Below are 17,944 nucleotides of genomic sequence, written 5' to 3'. Positions count from 1 at the left end.
GCCAGGAGGCGGATGTCTTTGATTTGCTCCCAATAACCGGGGGCTTCTCCCGCAAAGCGGGAAAGGCGGCGTAAGGGGATCATAGTATGCCGAAAGGCGGCAAGGACGGCGCGCTATTGAGCGCGACGTGGCGAGATCGGAGTCTGAGTACGGCGAAGTTCGGCAGCATCGCGTTGCCGGCTTACGGGCTCTTGACGGCACCGGCCGCTGCGAACGTTCTCGCCGATACGACCGCCGCTATCAGCCCGGGTGCCATGATCCTTGTAGGAGCTGTCGGCGGCATGTGCGCCTTCGCCGTAACGGCAGCTGTCTCTCTAATGCGGCACCGCAAGCAATCCGCTCAGATCACGTCATCCCTTGAGAAGGAAAAGAGCGATCTGAAGTTCCGGGTCGACCGGCTCGAGGCCATGCTCAACACGGATGAGCAGCGGGTGATCGTTTGGACCGGCAACGGAGCCGTGCCCCAGATTTGGGGAATTTTGCCTGAAAAATCCGGTGTACCGCGCCCGCCTGCACAGCTTCTCGCCTTCGGCAGCTGGTTGACGGCAAAATGCGCGAACGATCTGGAGCGGCATCTGGACATGCTGTTCCGCACCGGAGAAGCGTTTACGGCGACGCTCAAGACCAGATCGGACACTTATGTGGAAGCGCTCGGACGCACCACCGGCGGTGCCGTCGTTTTGCGCTTGCGGGACCTGACGGGTGAACGGCAGATGCAGGCCGAACTCGCAGCGCGCAATGCAAAGATCTCCGGCGAGCTTCACATGCTGCACGCTCTTTTGGACGCCATGCCGGCGCCTGCCTGGCAGCGCGACGCAGAAGGCAAACTCACCTGGGCCAATGCCGCCTATGCCGAGGCCGTGGAGATGACGGACGCCAAACGTGCTGTCGAAGCTGGTGCGACCTTCCTGGACGCGGCTGCCCGCACGGCAATGGCCGTCCAGCGTACCGAGGACGGTTGCTTCAGCGCCCGCATCCCGATCGTTGCCTCCGGCGATCGCAGGGTCTTTGAAGTCACTGATGTCAACGCGAGTGTCGGCGGTGCCGGCATTGCCGTTGACATCAGTGACCTTGAAAAGGCGAAAAAGGAACTCGGCCGTGCGGAGGAATTTCACGGACGCACGCTTGACCAGCTCGCTGCAGCGGTTGCGATTTATGGCAGCGACCGCAAGCTGCAGTTCCACAATGCCGCTTTTCGCCAGCTCTGGGATCTGGACGACGCTTTTCTCGAAAGCCGACCGGAAGACGGTGCCGTCCTGGATGCGCTGCGCGCCACGAGAAAGCTGCCTGAACAGGCGGATTACCGCGTCTGGCGCAACAAGATGCTGGAGAGCTATCAGTCCCTGGAAGCGCGCGAAAGCTGGTGGCACCTGCCTGATGGCCGAACCCTGCGCGTGATTGCCAACCCGCATCCCCAGGGCGGTGTCACTTACATCTACGAAAACTTCACCGAGCGGCTCGATCTGGAAAGCCGGTACAACGCGCTGGCGCGCGTTCAGGGCGAAACGCTGGACAACCTCTCGGAAGCCGTGGCCGTGTTCGGGTCCGACGGCCGCCTGCGCCTCTGGAATCCGGCCTTTGGCCGGATCTGGAAGCTTGAGGAGGAGCAGCTCTCCGAGTTGCCGCATGTGAATGAGGTCGTGTCCGCCTGCACGCTCAGCGAAACCGAAAAATCCGCATGGGAACAGCTCGCAGGCAATGTCACCGGGTTGCTCGACAATCGCACGCACAAGGTCAGCCGTCTTGAGCGCCACAATGGCGATGTCGTCGACTATGCCACCGTTCCCCTGCCGGACGGCGGAACACTTGTCACCTTCGTCGATGTCACGGACAGTGTGAATGTTGAGCGCGCGCTGCTTGAGAAAAACGAGGCGCTGCAGCAGGCTGACCAGATCAAGAACGCCTTCATCCAGCACGTCTCCTATGAATTGCGCTCGCCTTTGACCAACATCATCGGGTTCGCGCAGTTGCTTGCCGATCCGAAATTCGGCGAGCTTTCCGACAAGCAGGGCGAATACGCCGAATACATCCAGTCCTCCTCATCGGCGTTGCTTGCCATCATCAACGACATTCTCGATCTGGCGACGCTCGATGCCGGTATCATGGAGCTGGATCTTGGCGAGGTCGATGTGGCGACAACGGTCTCGCAGGCTGTCGAAGGCCTTAAGGACAGGATTGCCGAAGCCGAGATCAATCTCAGGACGCACGTGCCGGAAGATATCGGTGTCATGGTTGCCGACGAAAAGCGGCTCCGTCAGGTCCTCTTCAATCTCATCGCCAATGCCGTCCGTTACTCGGAAGAAAACGGTGTTGTCGACGTCAGTTGCAAACGCGACAGCGACAAGGTCACCTTTGTCGTGCAGGATCACGGCTACGGTATTCCTGCCGAAATACTGACCCAGGTGTTCAACCGGTTTGTCGGTCACGACACCGGGAGCCGGCGGCAGGGTGCAGGTCTGGGGCTTGCCATCGTTAAGAGCTTTGTAGAGCTTCACGGCGGCACGGTCGACATCGACTCTGCGGAAGGCAAGGGCACGACGGTTACCTGCGTTTTCCCGGCCCGTCCCGAACGGTCGGATCAGGTTGCCGCCGAATAACGACAGGACCGCCCATGGCAGATCACCGGCTGCGGCAGTTCCCTGCGTCTTTTCTGACACTGGAAATCTCCGCCGAAGCGGAAACCCGCCAGCTTGCCGACGACATCGCCATGATCGTCAAGCGCGGTGATGTGATCTGCCTTTCAGGAGATCTCGGCGCAGGAAAATCCACGTTTGCCCGCGCATTGATCCGCACCTTTGCCGACGATCTGGAGCTGGAAGTTCCAAGTCCAACGTTCACGCTGGTTCAGCCCTACGAGTTTTCCCGTTTCGATCTGGCGCATTTCGATCTCTATCGTCTTGAAGAACCGGAAGAGCTTGAGGAACTTGGCCTGCAGGACCTTATGGAAACAGGTGCCGTCCTGATCGAATGGCCCGAAAACGCGGAAGAACTGCTGCCTGCTGACGCGCTTTGGATCCAGATTACGCAACCCTTTGAGGAGTTGGGCAAACGGCGGTTCGATTTTCATTCGGAAAGCCCGGCCTGGGAAGATCGTGTCCGTCAGACACGTGAAGTTCGTGATTTCCTTGTCGGTGCCGGGTTCGGGTCTGCCGAGAGGCGTTTTCTTGCCGGCGACGCTTCGCTGCGTACGTTCGAAAGCGTTGAAACGAAGTCCGGATCGTCAGTCTTGATGCGCTGGCCATTTCGCGAAGGCGCCGTCTCGGACGACGTCCGGGCCTATATGGCCCGGGTTCATCTCGCCGAGGATTGCCGTTCAGTCCTTGCGATCGGATCGGAGCTGCGAAGCCGAGGGATCAGGGCGCCGGAAACCCTTGCCGCAGACCTCGAAAAAGGATTGGTGCTGTCCGAAGACCTCGGAAACGACACCGTCGTGGTTGATAGTCAGCCGGTCCCCGAACGGTATCACGCCGCGGTTGAAGTCCTGGCAAAGCTGCATGGAGAGAGCTGGCCGGAGATAGTTTCGCTAAAACAAGGCGGGCACTACCGCGTGCCCCCTTATTCCAACGAAGCGCTGATTGCAGAAGCCTCGCTTTTTCTGGACTGGTATGTGCCGGAAGTCTCTGGGGAAAGTGTCGATGCCGCACTGCGGTCGGAGTTCGAAACGCTCTGGCGGCGATACCTTGAGGAGATTTCGGACGCGCAAAGAGGGTGGGTTCTGCGCGACTTCCATTCCCCCAATCTGTTGTGGCAGGAAGGGGCGGCCGGAACGGACCGGATCGGGCTGATCGACTTGCAGGACACCGTCATCGGCCCGGTTGCCTATGACGTTGCGTCCCTTCTGCTCGACGCACGCACCGAGATCAGCGTTGAACTGGAATCCGGGCTTTACGATGCTTATGTCTCTCTGAGACAGAAGCAGTTGTCGGAATTTGACGTAATCAGGTTTGAAAAAGCCTACGCGGTCATGGCCGCGCAACGCGTTTCGAAGATCCTGGGGATCTTCGTCAGGCTTGCGCGACGGGATGCTAAGCCGGCTTATTTGAACCATTTGCCCCGTATGCTAGGCTATCTCGACCGTGTGCTTGACAGGCAGGGAATGTCGGATTTGAAAGACTGGTATGCACGTTTCCGGTGACAGGGCTCTAAACCAGCCGCACCGGGCGCAATCATTTGAGTGACAGCATGAATGACACGCGGTTTCGCCCTTCAAAAGCAATGATCTTGGCTGCCGGCCTCGGTAAGCGCATGCGCCCTTTGACTGCAACGACACCCAAGCCTCTGATCGAGGTCAACGGTCAGGCGCTGATTGACCATGGAATGGACCGCCTGTCTGCAGCCGGCGTCAGCACCTGCGTTGTCAATGTGCACTACCTGGCCGATCTCGTTGAAGTCCATGCACGCCGCCGCACGGATATGGAAATCCTCATTTCGGACGAACGTGACCAGTTGCTTGAAACCGGTGGCGGCATCAAGAAAGCGCTGCCCCTTTTGGGTGACGAACCGTTTTTCCAGTTGAACGCCGACACTTGCTACTGGATCGAAGGCGTCAAGCCGAACCTGGAGCATATGATCGACGCATGGGACGAAACCCGCATGGATGCGCTGCTTCTGGTTGCCGAAACCGTGAAGTCGGTCGGTTATTCCGGTCGGGGTGACTTCGAGATGGCACGCGATGGCAGCCTGACGCGACGACTGGAAAAAGGTGTCACGCCATTCGCCTACGCAGGCGCAGCTATCCTGCATCCGCGCTTCTTTGAAGGTGCGCCGGACGGCCCGTTTTCCATGAATATCCTGTTTGACAAGGCGATCGAGAACGGCAGGCTCTTCGGAGTTCAGATGGAAGGGGTGTGGCTGCATATCGGCACGCCGGACGCGATCCGAGCTGCAGAATATGCGGTTCGCGAAAGTGCAGCATAAGCAGAAGATGAAAGAACGCACGCGCCTCTTTTCCATACCGCCGTCCGTTCCCTTTCTTGAAACGCTTGTTGATGCACTTGTTGAAGGGACCCTCGTGCCGGGCTTCCGGCCGCTGGACGATCCACACCTCTTGCCCTCCGTAACGCTCTATCTGCCGACGCGCCGGTCTGCCCGCCTGCTTCCGCAGGTATTTCAGGAAAAATTTGGCGGAACGCCTGTTCTTCTGCCGGCAATCAGGCCGGTCGGCGACGCGGACGAAGACATTCAGAGCCTCGCGGCTCAATCTGATCTGGAACCCTTGCCGCCGGCAATGCCGTTGCTTGAGCGTCATCTGGCCATGACGCGGCTCGTCAAGGCCTGGAAAGGGTCCTTGCGACGCGAGGCCCTGAGCCTCCGCTCCGATGAACCTCTGGGGGTTCCGGCTTCTACCGCCGATGCGACCTGGCTTGCGGCCGACCTGCTGGGCCTGATGGATGAGATTGAAACCGAGGAAGCGGACTGGACGGAGCTGACCTCGCTGGTTCCGGAAGACTTTGCGCGCTACTGGCAGATCACGCTGGATTTTCTGAAGATCGTGCAAGAGGCATGGCCAGCCCATCTTGCTGAACGGGGTCAGATGGATCCCAAGGCGCGCCGGTCCGCCCTGATCCGCAGGGAAGCGCAGCGGCTCGCTCAAACCGTCCCGCGCGGCCCGGTTATCGTGGCGGGTGTCACGGGCTCGGTTCCCGCAACTGCAGCGCTTTTGAAAGTTGTGAGTGAGTTGGACCGAGGTGTGATTGTCCTGCCGGGGCTTGACCACCACCTCGACGACAGGTCCTGGATGTCACTCGGGCAACGGGGGCCGGGGTTCGACTCAAAAACCCACGCAAAGACCGCTAAAGGCAATTCCACACTTCCCTCGCATCCGCAATACTCCCTGAAACAACTTCTTGATCGTCTCGGTGCGTCGCGTACGGACGTTCAGCGCCTTGGCAAGGAGCCGGTCTGGAACAATCTGGCACGGGAAAAGCTGGTATCCGAAGCTCTGAGGCCTGCAGATACATCCGACGGCTGGACGGCATATCTTTCGAAAACCCCATCTGAAGAGCATGAAGGCGCGCTCCAGAATGTGTCGGTCCTCGTAGCGCGCAACGAAGCCGATGAAGCCTTGAGCGTCGCAATTGCATTGCGCGAGACCATCAATCGCGGTGAAACCGCGGCGCTGATTTCCCCGGACAGGATGCTGACCCGGCGCGTTGCTGCCGAACTGTTGCGCTGGAACATCCAGGTGGATGACAGCGCAGGCCGTCCGCTCGACCAGACGGCGCCTGCCGTCCTGACATTACTTACGGCGAAACTGGCCCTGCACGGCTGCGACCCGATTGATCTGCTGGCACTGCTGAAGCATCCGCTTGCCCGGCTCGGCCTGCCTTTCAAGGACATACGGTCCGCCGCCCGCGCGCTGGAACGGGGCGTTGTGCGCGGACCACGCGCGAGGCCCGGAACGGCCGGCCTGATGGCAGCGGTTGAGGCCAGCCGGCGTGAAGCCGGCAAGGCACACACACCGCGTTGGAAAAAGGTTCACGAGGCGGACTGGGATGTCATCGCCAATCTCGTCGAGAGGCTCAGTGTGGCGCTTGCCCCTCTGGAAGACCTTTCCGAGACGGCAGATGGAGTTTCGGTGACCGAGTTGGCGCGGCGGCAAGTCGCGGTCATGCAGGCCGTGGCGACAGACGATGCCGCGTCTTATGACGAACTCTATGCGGCTGAGGCGGGCGACGCGCTGGCACAGTTTTTTGCAGGCCTCCTTGAAGCCGATACAAGCGGATTGGAAATCCCCCCGGGCGAATGGCCCTCTGTTCTTCCCGCGCTGATGGCGGGGCAGGCCGTGCGCCGGCGGTTGCCGGGCGATCCCAGGGTCCAGATCCTCGGCCCTATGGAAGCGCGGCTTCAAACTTTCGACTTCGCGGTGTTGGGCGGGCTCAATGAAGGCATTTGGCCGCAAAGGACCCGAAACGACCCGTGGCTGAACCGGCCCATGAAACGCGACATCGGGCTAGAACCTCCGGAGCGCCGGCTGGGCGCGGCAGCGCATGATTTCGCGCAAGGCATGGGGGCAAGCCGTGTTCTGTTGTCGCGTGCTGCGCGCACCGACGGAGCACCCACTGTTGCTTCCAGGTGGCTGCAGAGACTGACGACACTGGCTGGTCCGGACGTGACGCGCGAAATGGAGCAGCGGGGGACGGTTTATGGAAGTCTGGCCAGTCTCCTCGACCGCCCGTCCGGTCCGGTAACGCCCGCTCCAAGACCCAGCCCGCGGCCACCTCTGATGGCGCGTCCGGCCTCCTTGTCGATCACGGAAATCGAGCGGCTGATCCGCGATCCTTACGCCATATATGCGCGCCATGTACTGGAACTTCAGCCCGTTGATCCGATTGGCGGCGAGCCGGGCGCTGCCGACAAGGGGAACCTCATTCACGATGCGCTCGCCCGTTTTCTGGCAGCCTGGACCGGTCCCTTTGATGATACGGCGCAAGAGGCCCTGATTGAAATTGGCGAAGAGCTGTTCGAACCGCTTGATGCGTTTCCTGCGATCCGGGCTCTTTGGTGGCCCCGCTTTCAGAAGGTCGCGGCGGGATTTGTCGCGTTTGAAGAAAAGCGTTCGAAGGAGATTGAAAACCGTTTCCTGGAAATCGGCGGCGGCGTCGATCTCAAACTGCCTGGCCTCGACTTCCGGCTGCGCGGCAGGGCCGACCGCATTGATGTCCTGAAGGACGGCGGCCTTTCGGTGATTGACTACAAGACCGGTCAGGTCCCGTCCCAAAAGCAGGTAGACGCGCTGTTGTCGCCGCAATTGCCGCTCGAAGCGGCGATGATTGCCCGCAAAGGCTTCAAGGACGTTCGATCGGACCGGCCGGTCACAGAGTTGCTGTATCTGCACTTGAAAGGAGATGCTGTTCCCGTTCCCCGCAATCCGAAAGAAACCCCGCTTGAAGATCTGATCGAGGATGCCTGGCGGCGGCTCGAGCAGCTCATTGCCCACTATGCCAGCCAGGACACCGGGTATCTGTCGCGCGCCCGGGTTCTGCGCGGCCGGGCGATGGACGGCGATTATGATCATCTCGCGCGGGCACAGGAATGGGCGCTTGGAAGCGAGGACCCGGCATGAGCGGGCTGCAGATTCCCGAACTCACCAGGAAACGTCAGGATCTGGCATCGCGCCCGAAAGCGTCGGCCTGGGTGAGTGCCAACGCAGGGTCTGGCAAGACCTTCGTCTTGTCGCGGCGGGTCGTCCGCCTTTTGCTCGACGGCACCGACCCGGGCCGCGTTCTGGCGCTCACCTTCACCAAGGCGGCTGCCGCCGAAATGGCAACGCGCGTCTTCCAGATCCTTGGCACCTGGGTGACGATGGCTGACGAGAAGCTGGCTGCCGAACTCCAGGAAATCGAGGGGCGCAGGCCGGATGCGGCACGGCTTGCGATGGCAAGGCGCCTTTTCGCGCGGGCTCTGGAAACGCCGGGCGGTCTTAAGATCCAGACCATCCACGGCTTCTGCGAGGCGCTGCTGCATCAGTTTCCGCTGGAGGCGAATGTCGCCGGACACTTTGCCGTGCTCGATGATCGCGTTGCAGGTGAACTCATGGCCGAAGCACGAGGCAGCGTCTTGCACAAGGCTGAGGTTGAGCCGGACAGTCCGCTCGGCAGTGCGCTTGCCTCCGTCATCGATCTGATGAGCGATGGCGGGGCGCAAAAGGCGCTTGAGGAGCTAATCCAGAACCGTGACGCCTTCCGCCGGTGGACCGTGGACGCCGGTGGCCTGCATGATGCTCTCATTGAGCTGGCTGGCCTGTTGGAGGTCGATCCAGATGACCGTCTGACTGCATTCGATCAGCGTTTCCGGGCAGAGTGCCCGCTCGATCCGGCAATTTGCCTGAGTTATTCAGAAGCCTTGAAGACGGGCGCAAAGACCGATCAGGCACGTGCCGAGGCACTCGTTGAGGCAATCCGTCATGAAGATCCGGATATTTTCCGCAATGCCTGGCTGCCGATTTTTCTGACGTCGAAACTGGAACCGCGCAAGGCGCTCACCACCAAGAAACTTGCGGCGGATTTCCCGGACATCGCGGAGGCGCTCGCAGCTGAACAAAGCCGGTTGCTTGGGCTTTTGGACGAGCGCCGGAAGATCGTCACCTACGAAGGGACCACGTCGCTGCTTCGGCTTGCCGACGCGGTGATCCGGCACTATGAGCGCGCGAAGACGGCGCGCGGGTTTCTGGATTTCGAGGATCTTGTCGTTAAGACGGCGACGCTCCTTCAAAAATCCGATGCGGCCCAATGGGTCCAGTACAAGCTCGATCAGGGCCTCGATCATATTCTCGTTGACGAGGCCCAGGACACGAGCCCGCGGCAGTGGGAGGTCGTGACATCGCTTGCCTCCGAATTTTTCGTCGGAGCCGGCGCACATGAGCGGGTCCGTACGCTTTTTGCCGTCGGAGACGAGAAGCAGTCGATTTACTCCTTCCAGGGCGCGGTGCCTGCCTATTTCGATGCCATGCGGCGCGCCTTTTCCAAACAGGCGGAAGCGGCAGAACAGGAATTTCATTCCGTCAATCTGCAACTTTCATTCCGCTCGACCCCGGATGTATTGGGGGCGGTCGACAGGGTCTTTCAGGATGAGGCAGCGCATCGCGGCTTATCGCAAGACGTCAGCGCGCCGGTACACGAAGCCATCCGGCGCGACCCGGGTATTGTCGATTTGTGGCCACTGGAAGCGGAGGCGGAAGTTGAGGAACCGGAGGACTGGCGCCTTCCGATCGATCACGTCGGATCAGCCAGCCCGATGCAGAAGGTCGCCAGAAGGATAGCAGAAGAAATTGCCGTCTGGATGCGGGAAGGCGAAGCCGACCCGGGGGACGTGATGATCCTGGTGCGCAAGCGGGGACCCTTTGTCGACGCGCTCAACCGCGAACTGAAAGAGCTGGATATTCCGGCCGCCGGCAGCGACCGGCTAGTGCTCACCGACCATATTGCAGTCAAGGATCTTGCAGCGCTCGGACGGTTCATGCTGTTGCCGGAAGATGACCTGTCCCTGGCCGCCGTCCTGAAGAGCCCTCTGTTCAATCTCCGCGATGAAGCCCTTCTGGACATAGCCCGGGAAACGCCTGACAAGGCGCGGCCGGGCACGCTTTGGCAGATGCTGGTCAAGCGATCTGAAATGTCGGAAAGCTGGCGCGCTGTGCGCGAGCGGCTTGAAGACTGGCGGGCGCGGGCTGACTTTGTGCCCCCTTACGAGTTCTATGCCCGCCTCTTGGGAGCCGACGGTGGCCGCAAGGCTTTCCGGGCCCGGCTGGGAGTTGAAGTGGACGATGTTCTCGATGAATTTCTGTCTCAGACGATTGCCTATGAGCAAACCGGGACACCGGGACTTGAGGGCTTTCTGGCCTGGATGGCGGCCGCTCCGACGGAAATCAAGCGTGAGCTGACGAACACCAAGGGCATGGTCAGGATCATGACCGTCCATGGGTCAAAGGGTCTTGAAGCCAGGATAGTTGTCCTTGTCGATCCGGGAGCGCCGCCGGTCAGTGCCATTCACGACCCGTCCTTCCTTCCGCGCGAACGCCTTGAAAACGATCTTCTTCCGCCAGCGCTTGTCTGGCTGCCGCCAAAGGCAGAGCGCACGGCTTGGCATGACGCCGCAGTGGAAGACTTGCGTGATGCACAGGCAGAAGAATATAGGCGTCTGCTCTATGTTGCGTTGACGCGCGCGGAGGACCGACTGATCGTTTGCGGCTGGGAACCCAAGCGCGGTGCTCATGAGGAATGCTGGTATTCGCTCGTCGAGCGGGCGCTGAAACCGGATGCACGGGAACTGCATGACGAGACCGGCGACGTCGTTGGCTGGCGCTGGCAAAAGAGCGACCAGCATCCGGGAGCCGGCATCACTCCCGGCAGTGCAGCGGTAGAAACAAAACCGGATGAAAACCAGGGAGATTTACCGGATTGGCTGATCGAAACGGTTGCGCCCTTGCCGAAGAAGAAACGCTTGCAGCCCTCGAAGGTGTTTGAGGAAATGGAGGAAAAGGACGGAACACTCCCGCTTCCGGTGACATCCCGTTTGCTGGCGAACGTGCAGCCGGCCTCCTGGCCGCTCGAGCGTGGACGTCTGGTTCACAGGCTGCTGGAACTGTTGCCGGACCTTCATGGTGAGGACCGTCTTGCTGCTGCCGAGAGGTTTCTCGACCACGCGCTGAAGCCAGAATTCCTGTCCTACAAGAAAACCCTTCTGGAAGAGGTCGGATCCATCTTGCAATCGGCAGCTTTCGTGCCGCTCTTCAGCGGCAACGCGCAGGCTGAAGTCGCACTGGTGGGAACGATTCGGGCGAGCGACGGGACGGAGATTGAAGTTTCCGGACAGATTGACCGCCTTCTTGTGGAAGATGACCGCATTCTGATTGTGGATTACAAGACCAACGTCAATCCGCCTGCAACAAGCGCGGAAGTCCCGCTTGAATACCGGGCTCAGCTTTGTGTTTACCGGGAATTGCTGCGGCAAATTTATCCTGATCGTCAGGTTGCCGCCTGCCTGCTGTGGACCGCGGTGCCGGCTCTGATGGAGATTCCGGGCGATATTCTTGAGCAGACCTTTGCTTCACTGAAACCTGACGGCAGTTCAGCTTGACGACGGGCCTGCCGCTACCTACGTTCGGGCCAACTGACACGTTTACATCGGGTAGACGTGAAACATCGAACCACGAGATCTAGTTATGGCTACCACTCAAGTAACCGATGCTTCCTTTGAATCCGAAGTTCTGAAATCTGACGGTCCGGTCGTCGTTGACTTCTGGGCTGAATGGTGCGGACCTTGTAAAATGATCGCGCCGGCGCTGGAGGAAATTTCCGAGGAGATGAATGGCGAGGTGAAAATCACCAAGCTCAACATCGACGAAAACCAGGACATGGCCATGAAGTATGGCGTTCGCTCCATCCCGATGCTGATCCTGTTCAAGGATGGTGAGCCGATGGCGACCCAGGTTGGCGCAGCTCCGAAAGGCAAGTTGTCCGACTGGATCAAGAGCGCCCTCTGATCTCGCTAAAAGCGGCTGCGCGGCTGCGTATCATATGAACGCATCCGGCGGATGACCTTGCTCATCCGCCGATTTGCTTTGCTTTCATCGCAACCGGTCGTATAAGCATCCGCAAACAGTTGAGCCAAACGGAACTTAAATGAGTGACGAGAAACAATCCCCGGAGGAACAGGCTCCGGACGTAACCCCGGACGGTGAATCCGCTGACGCACAGCAGGATTTCGCCGAGGCGGCAGGCATAGATCCGTTCGAGGTTATGGCTGCCGAAAACGCCGATCTCAAGGACCGCGCTTTGCGCGCCATGGCGGAAATGGAAAACCTGCGCCGGCGGACCGAGAAAGAAGTCAAGGACGCCAGGCAGTACGCAGTTTCCGGCTTTGCCCGTGACATGCTGACCGTCTCCGACAATCTGCGCCGCGCACTCGATGCCTTGCCGGAAGAAGACCGGAAGAACGCAGACGCGGGCATTGCCGCTCTGATCGAGGGCGTCGAGATGATCGAGCGTGATCTTCTCAATCAGCTTGAGAAGAACGGCGTGCGCAAGCTGGAACCGGATGGGCAGAAATTCGACCCGAATTTCCACCAGGCCATGTTTGAAGTGCCAAATACCGAAGTTCCGAACAACACTGTCGTTCAGGTTGTTCAGGCCGGGTATGTCATCGGCGACCGAGTTCTTCGTCCCGCGATGGTGGGTGTCTCCAAGGGTGGCCCCAAGGATACGCCGCAGCCGCAGAGCGAAGGAAATGGAGACGCCGGACAGACCGTCGACAAGAGCGCCTGATGCACTTTGCGTTCACCGGAACGCACACCGACGGTCAAACTTTAGATTTGGCTTCAGGGCCGGGTTGAAGACGACGGAGCCGCTCACAACGGAAGTTGGGGCGGCTTTCGTTTGGAGACAACGATGCTGCTGCAGTTGCTTGATTATCTTGGCGTGGCCGTTTTTGCGGCGACTGGTGGTATCGTGGCCTCCCGCAAGCAACTCGATTTCATCGCGCTTCTGTTTTTTGCGACCGTCACCGGCATCGGTGGCGGAACCTTGCGGGATCTGCTGCTTGGTGTTCCGGTGTTTTGGGTCGAGAACGAAGCCTACCTTCTTGTCTGTTTTCTCGTCAGCGTTGTTGTCTGGTTTTTCGCGCAGTGGATCGAACGGCGGAACAAACCTCTGCGTTGGGCGGATGCTGTCGGCATTTCGGCCTATTCCGTCATGGGCGCCGCCAAGGCGATGGCGGTGGGCGACACGGTTCTCGTTGCAGTACTGATGGGTGTTGCAACGGCGACGTTCGGCGGCATTATCCGCGACACGATCGCCGGCGAGGCATCCTCCATAGTCAAACCGGAAATCTATGTCAGCGCGGCTTTTGCAGGAGCAGGCAGTTTCGTGCTGCTTGCAAGCTTCGGTGCGCCACAGGTCTTGGCGGCCGCTGTCGCAGCGGCGTTTGCGTTCTTCCTTCGGGGTGGAGCAATTCTCAGGGGCTGGACTTTACCGGGCTACACCAAGCGTGGTGACGACTGAACCGGCTCCATCAGGTGACGCCGGTTCATTGTATGTCGGATCTTGAAATACAAAAAAACAAAGCCGGTTCCCTGAGGAACCGGCTTTTTGTTTGGCCTAAAACACAAGCCCCGATGTGGCTGAAACGTAAAAAATCAACCCGATCGCTATTGCTGGAAGGCTTGCCGAGTAGGCAAGGGTCGTCAGCATGTTCTGCTCCTTTGCAAAACCAAGTTTAGGGAGCCGATCCTCTGCTGCCTGTGGTTTTTTGGCAGTCCATTCTGGATCTCACTTCCGAATTCTCCCCCTCTGTGCTTACTAATGTGGGGAAGGTCTGCGTGACTTCCAGATCTCAGGACCTCAAAAAAATGTGTGCTGCCAAAGCAAAGTCCGCCAACCCGGTCCGGTGACCCGGGAGGAAAAGGGTCCTTTGGCCGTAATACCGGCGGCCCGCCTTGTTGCCTTTTGCCAGTCCGGCAAGATCCGCGGCCCACTCCAGTTCGGCCCTGGGCGGTGCTGAAACGTCCGATGTGAACAGGCGGACTTCGTCCAGCAATTCTGATGACAGGACAGCGGCGGGATCGAGAACATCGATGTGGCATCCGGTCGGCGGATCGAGATAGGTCAGGGCATCATAAGTGCCATTGTCGTGGTCAGGGCCGGCGACGCAGATCATGTCCGCGCCTTCCTGTGCGGCGTGAATTTCTGTCGTCGCGCCTAGATGGACGTTTGCAAGGGCGGGTTGGTTCGAGACCTTTTTCATGATTTCAGCCGACGTGCCTGCAAACAGAACCGAGGTCAGGTTCCGCACGGCCGCATAGGCAGAGAGCAGTCGCGGCAGCCGCAGATCGTCACCGATGACAAGCAGGCGGGAAGCGTCTTCACGTGAGAGATAGGACGCCGCAAGGCCGTGCATGCATGCCGTTCGCCACGCAGCCATGCGCATCCCGTCAATCAGCGCGATGGGCTGACCGCCTGTTCCGGAAAACAGCAGATACAAATTGGAAGCAGCCCCTTTTTTCTCCGGCAGGTTCAAATTGAGGGTGCAGCCGACATACCCACGGGAAACATCGTTTAGTGCAGCGAAATTCGTCCAGGCCGGCTGAAGCGTGAGATGGCCGGCCAATTGGTCGAGGCGCTGAATTTCAAGATGGGGGGCAGGTGGCGCGACGATGTTTGACCTGTAGGCCTGCCGCAGCGTTTCAAGGACGTCTCTGTCCTCAAGGCATGCATCGATCTCGTCGCTGGAAATAATTCGCATGCATCAGTTGATCTTAGGCTGCCGAACGCCTGTCCGGACCGGGCAATCCCTTCACATTCGATGCTGGCTGTGCCGCATTGCTCATTTCGCGCAATTGATCGGCTTCCTTGTGCCACTTGTCGGCTTCACGGCGCTTCAGGCGCGCCTCCTTCCGCCACCGGCCCTGTTTCGCCCATGCGCCCAGCCCTCCGACGATGATGCCGACGCCAAGGCTCGCAAAGATGATCCAGAACAGCGGAATGTCGGGAATGGTCAAGCGCGGATCGCTCGGGTCGAACGGGTTCAGCGCCAGATCGACCGTGTGTCTGTTGGCAACAGACAGAGGGACCAGAACCACCGCGATTGCGAACAGGATCACATTCTTGATGAAACGGGTCACTGCGGTCTCCCCTGAAGTGTCGGAGCGAAAGTCAAGTCAAAGGGTCGATCGGAGGCGCGTCTGAATCAGTCGTCGCCGTGGTCGACACCGTCATTCAAACGTATACGCATTTCCTTGCCGGTTTTGAAGAAGGGAACGAACTTCTCGTCAACTTCAACCTTCTGCCCGGTTCTCGGATTGCGACCGATGCGCGCCGGTCTGTTCTTGACGGAGAATGCGCCGAAGCCACGCAGCTCGACCCGGTCTCCACGCATGAGGGCCTCGGTGATCTCATCCAGGATCGCATTGACTATGTTTTCAACGTCGCGCTGATAAAGATGCGGATTTTGTTCGGCAATATGCTGAACCAGCTCAGATTTGATCATAAAGAGCCCCCTCGATTACGGTTTATTGTCTGCCGCGTCAGAAGCCTGCCAAACGGACACGAGCCCGTCAAGCGTAAGGCCTCGAGGAATCAGCCCCTTAGCGTCATTTATCGGGTTTATGAGGGCAGATCCGATGCCTTTTCCGAATTCTCGGGAGACACGGGAGGAAAAAGGCAGCTCTTCAAGGTTTTCGTTTGTTGTCCATGTGACAACCGGAAGGTCCTTGCTCACCCCTTTTTCCGTTTCCAGCCATTCAACGGCTTTCTCCTCGCCGCCGATGGCATCGATGAGCTTTGCTTCAAGCGCTTTGTGACCAGTCAGAATACGTCCGTCGGCAAGCGATCTTGCCGTTGCAGGCTCAAGCTGACGGCGCTCCGCGACAAGTCCGACGAACCAATCGTAGGAGTCGCTGACGAGCGATTGCAGCATCGCTCTGGCCTGAGGGCTCGCCTCGGAATAGAAGTCGGGTTCGGCTTTGAGAGGCGCGCTCTTGACCGCTTCCATCTGCACGCCGACCGTTTCCAGGAGCTTTTCAAGATTGCCGAACTGGAACAGCACACCGATGGAGCCGGTGATCGTGTTGTACCTCGCGACAATGTGATCGGAGGAAAGGGCGACCATGTAGCCGGCAGACGTTCCGACCGTCCGGATCTCGGCAACGACCGGCTTTTTTTCGGCCAGCTTGCGCAGCGCCTGATAAAGGGCCTCGCCTCCTGTCGTGCTGCCGCCCGGGGAGTTGATCGAAATGACCACCCCTTTGACCGCGTCCGCCTTGCTGATCCTCTCGATCATCTTCAGCGTTTTCCGGTTTTCAACGATCACACCCTCAACCGGTATGCGCGCGATATGGGCCGACCGCTTGGATAGGCCCGATACGCCGGATGCGTAGGCAAGTCCCGCTATCAGGGCCCCTGCAATCACGATGAATGTGGCCACGCGCCAGAAAGTCACCTTGCGCCTCAGCCGCCGTCTATCCACCAGCGCATCAACATCAACAGCCATGAACAGGGTTTCTCCCGACAAGATCGTATGAAAACCAATAACCTACATAGGGTAACAATGTGGGCAAATGCAATTGAATATGAAGAGCTTCTCACCAGATTGCGGCGGTTTCGCGCAAAGTAGACGCCAAATTGTTGTTCATCCGCTGATTGTCCTTAAAAAGCCGACCCAGAGGACGCACGCGGCAATTGAAACGATTGTGACCGGCAGGACGTAGCGGGTGAATTGCCAGAACTGGAATGGCGTTACGCCATGCTTCTCACTTTGCTGCACGATGATCACGTTGCTGGCCGCGCTCAGGATAAACAGGTTGCCGGCCAGCGTGGAAATCCCCGAGAGCAGCATCAAGGTTGCCGTGTTGTGGTCTTCCAGAAGGTTCAGATAGATCTCAACAAGCGGCACGTTTGAAAACACCTGACTGCCGAAAAACGCGATCGAGGTGACAAACAGCGGCTCGCCAAGCTGATCGTGCCAGGGACTGAGCCACTCTTGCAGGGCGCCTGATTTCAGAACAGCACCGGTCACGATGAACATGGAGACGAAGAAGATCAGCGTATGCCAGTCAACTTCTTTCACCAGTTGGAGCCGGTGCGAGGAAAACGCGAAAAGCGGAGCCGCGGCGATCAGACTTAGAGCGCCGAGAGGCAGGTCGGGGATCCAGCCGGTCTCGTGCGCAAGACTGTCAGCCACGACAAGAACGCACAAAAGGCCGGAGGCCAGAAGCGCCGGCCATCGGCGCGTTGTCTGCGAATCCGGTACAACGTGCTCGGGTGCGTCTCCCTTCGGTGTCCTGGCAAAACAGTACCAGAACCAGACAAGCGTGAAGGCAAGTGAAATCAGACCGGGCACGGCGAGCCATTCCAAAAACACTCCGACCGGATTTTTGAAATGCCCGTCCGCGACGATCAGAAGGTTCTGCGGGTTGCCCACCGGGGAAAACATGCTGCCGACCGTGACGGACACACAAAGAGCGATCAGGGGCAGGGCCGCTGCAATTCGAAGGCTTGCCGCGATTGCAATGGCGATCGGTGTCCCGATGGCCGCCGCAGCATCGTTCGTCAGCACCGCAGAAACGACGGTGACAAACAATATGAAGAACAGCAGTATTTGAGGGATGGAGCGGCTTTCTGCGCAGATCCAGTTGCCGACCTTTTCTGAAATCCCGGAGGCAAACAACGCATGCGAGATCGCGAAGACGCCGAACAGATAGGCAATCACGTTCCAGTCGATGGCGTTTAAGGCTTCAGTGGGAGAAATATTACCGGATATCAGCAAAAATACTGCGCCAATTGTCATGATCATCCAGATTTTCAGCCAATCTGGCAACCATTGGCGGATCGCAATCATGAAAAAGACAAATATAGATACAATTAAACTCAAAGGCATCTAATTCAGACTCGATGTTTTTCGGCAAAGATCATTTGATATTCTATTGCACGCCGTATTTAAATGGAAAATTAAT

The 17,944-nt window shown here is 58.9% G+C and carries 13 protein-coding genes; 8 read left to right on the top strand and 5 right to left on the bottom strand.

Features of this window, described 5'->3' with window-relative positions; genetic code table 11:
• Positions 1 to 86: 86 nt before the first annotated feature.
• The 8 genes from RBB47_RS05620 (at position 87) to RBB47_RS05585 (ending at position 13,496) form a co-directional block, all read left to right on the top strand.
• Positions 87 to 2,597, top strand: a complete 2,511-nt coding sequence (locus RBB47_RS05620; protein WP_305984770.1) for an ATP-binding protein — start codon at positions 87 to 89, stop codon at positions 2,595 to 2,597.
• A gap of 14 nt (positions 2,598 to 2,611) precedes the next feature.
• On the top strand, positions 2,612 to 4,135 hold the full coding sequence (gene tsaE, locus RBB47_RS05615) for a tRNA (adenosine(37)-N6)-threonylcarbamoyltransferase complex ATPase subunit type 1 TsaE (RefSeq protein ID WP_371932743.1): 1,524 nt from the start codon (positions 2,612 to 2,614) through the stop codon (positions 4,133 to 4,135).
• A 47-nt stretch (positions 4,136 to 4,182) separates the two neighbouring features.
• The gene (locus RBB47_RS05610; RefSeq protein ID WP_305984769.1) at positions 4,183 to 4,917 is read left to right on the top strand and encodes a nucleotidyltransferase family protein; all 735 of its coding nucleotides are present in this window, start codon (positions 4,183 to 4,185) and stop codon (positions 4,915 to 4,917) included.
• Positions 4,918 to 4,924: 7 nt separating this feature from the next.
• Complete coding sequence (gene addB, locus RBB47_RS05605; RefSeq protein ID WP_305984768.1) at positions 4,925 to 8,065, top strand: double-strand break repair protein AddB; 3,141 nt, start codon at positions 4,925 to 4,927, stop codon at positions 8,063 to 8,065.
• Positions 8,062 to 11,574, top strand: coding sequence for a double-strand break repair helicase AddA (gene addA / locus RBB47_RS05600; RefSeq protein WP_305984767.1), 3,513 nt, complete (start codon positions 8,062 to 8,064; stop codon positions 11,572 to 11,574). The genes addB and addA overlap by 4 nt, the downstream gene beginning before the upstream one ends.
• 85 nt (positions 11,575 to 11,659) lie before the next feature.
• On the top strand, positions 11,660 to 11,980 hold the full coding sequence (gene trxA / locus RBB47_RS05595; RefSeq protein WP_305984766.1) for a thioredoxin: 321 nt from the start codon (positions 11,660 to 11,662) through the stop codon (positions 11,978 to 11,980).
• 139 nt (positions 11,981 to 12,119) lie between these two features.
• The gene (gene grpE / locus RBB47_RS05590; RefSeq protein WP_305984765.1) at positions 12,120 to 12,761 is read left to right on the top strand and encodes a nucleotide exchange factor GrpE; all 642 of its coding nucleotides are present in this window, start codon (positions 12,120 to 12,122) and stop codon (positions 12,759 to 12,761) included.
• A gap of 123 nt (positions 12,762 to 12,884) precedes the next feature.
• On the top strand, positions 12,885 to 13,496 hold the full coding sequence (locus RBB47_RS05585) for a trimeric intracellular cation channel family protein (RefSeq protein ID WP_305984764.1): 612 nt from the start codon (positions 12,885 to 12,887) through the stop codon (positions 13,494 to 13,496).
• 331 nt (positions 13,497 to 13,827) lie between these two features.
• Here RBB47_RS05585 and RBB47_RS05580 read toward each other — a convergent pair whose 3' ends face one another.
• The 5 genes from RBB47_RS05580 to RBB47_RS05560 all read right to left on the bottom strand — a co-directional run bounded on the left by RBB47_RS05580 (position 13,828) and on the right by RBB47_RS05560 (position 17,829).
• On the bottom strand, positions 13,828 to 14,736 hold the full coding sequence (locus RBB47_RS05580; protein ID WP_305984763.1) for an ornithine cyclodeaminase: 909 nt from the start codon (positions 14,734 to 14,736) through the stop codon (positions 13,828 to 13,830).
• Between the two features lie 13 nt (positions 14,737 to 14,749).
• The gene (locus RBB47_RS05575; protein WP_305984762.1) at positions 14,750 to 15,115 is read right to left on the bottom strand and encodes a lipopolysaccharide assembly protein LapA domain-containing protein; all 366 of its coding nucleotides are present in this window, start codon (positions 15,113 to 15,115) and stop codon (positions 14,750 to 14,752) included.
• A gap of 65 nt (positions 15,116 to 15,180) precedes the next feature.
• The gene (gene ihfB / locus RBB47_RS05570) at positions 15,181 to 15,480 is read right to left on the bottom strand and encodes an integration host factor subunit beta (protein ID WP_269584269.1); all 300 of its coding nucleotides are present in this window, start codon (positions 15,478 to 15,480) and stop codon (positions 15,181 to 15,183) included.
• Positions 15,481 to 15,495: 15 nt separating this feature from the next.
• Positions 15,496 to 16,482, bottom strand: coding sequence for a signal peptide peptidase SppA (gene sppA, locus RBB47_RS05565; protein ID WP_305984761.1), 987 nt, complete (start codon positions 16,480 to 16,482; stop codon positions 15,496 to 15,498).
• 138 nt (positions 16,483 to 16,620) lie between these two features.
• The gene (locus RBB47_RS05560; RefSeq protein ID WP_305984760.1) at positions 16,621 to 17,829 is read right to left on the bottom strand and encodes an SLC13 family permease; all 1,209 of its coding nucleotides are present in this window, start codon (positions 17,827 to 17,829) and stop codon (positions 16,621 to 16,623) included.
• Positions 17,830 to 17,944 lie beyond the last annotated feature (115 nt).

It is taken from the genome of Roseibium sp. MMSF_3544 (genome assembly GCF_030732845.1).
GTDB lineage: Bacteria > Pseudomonadota > Alphaproteobacteria > Rhizobiales > Stappiaceae > Roseibium.
The sequence above is the reverse complement of the archived record's forward strand: the minus strand, read 5'-3'. Positions and strand labels throughout refer to the sequence as shown.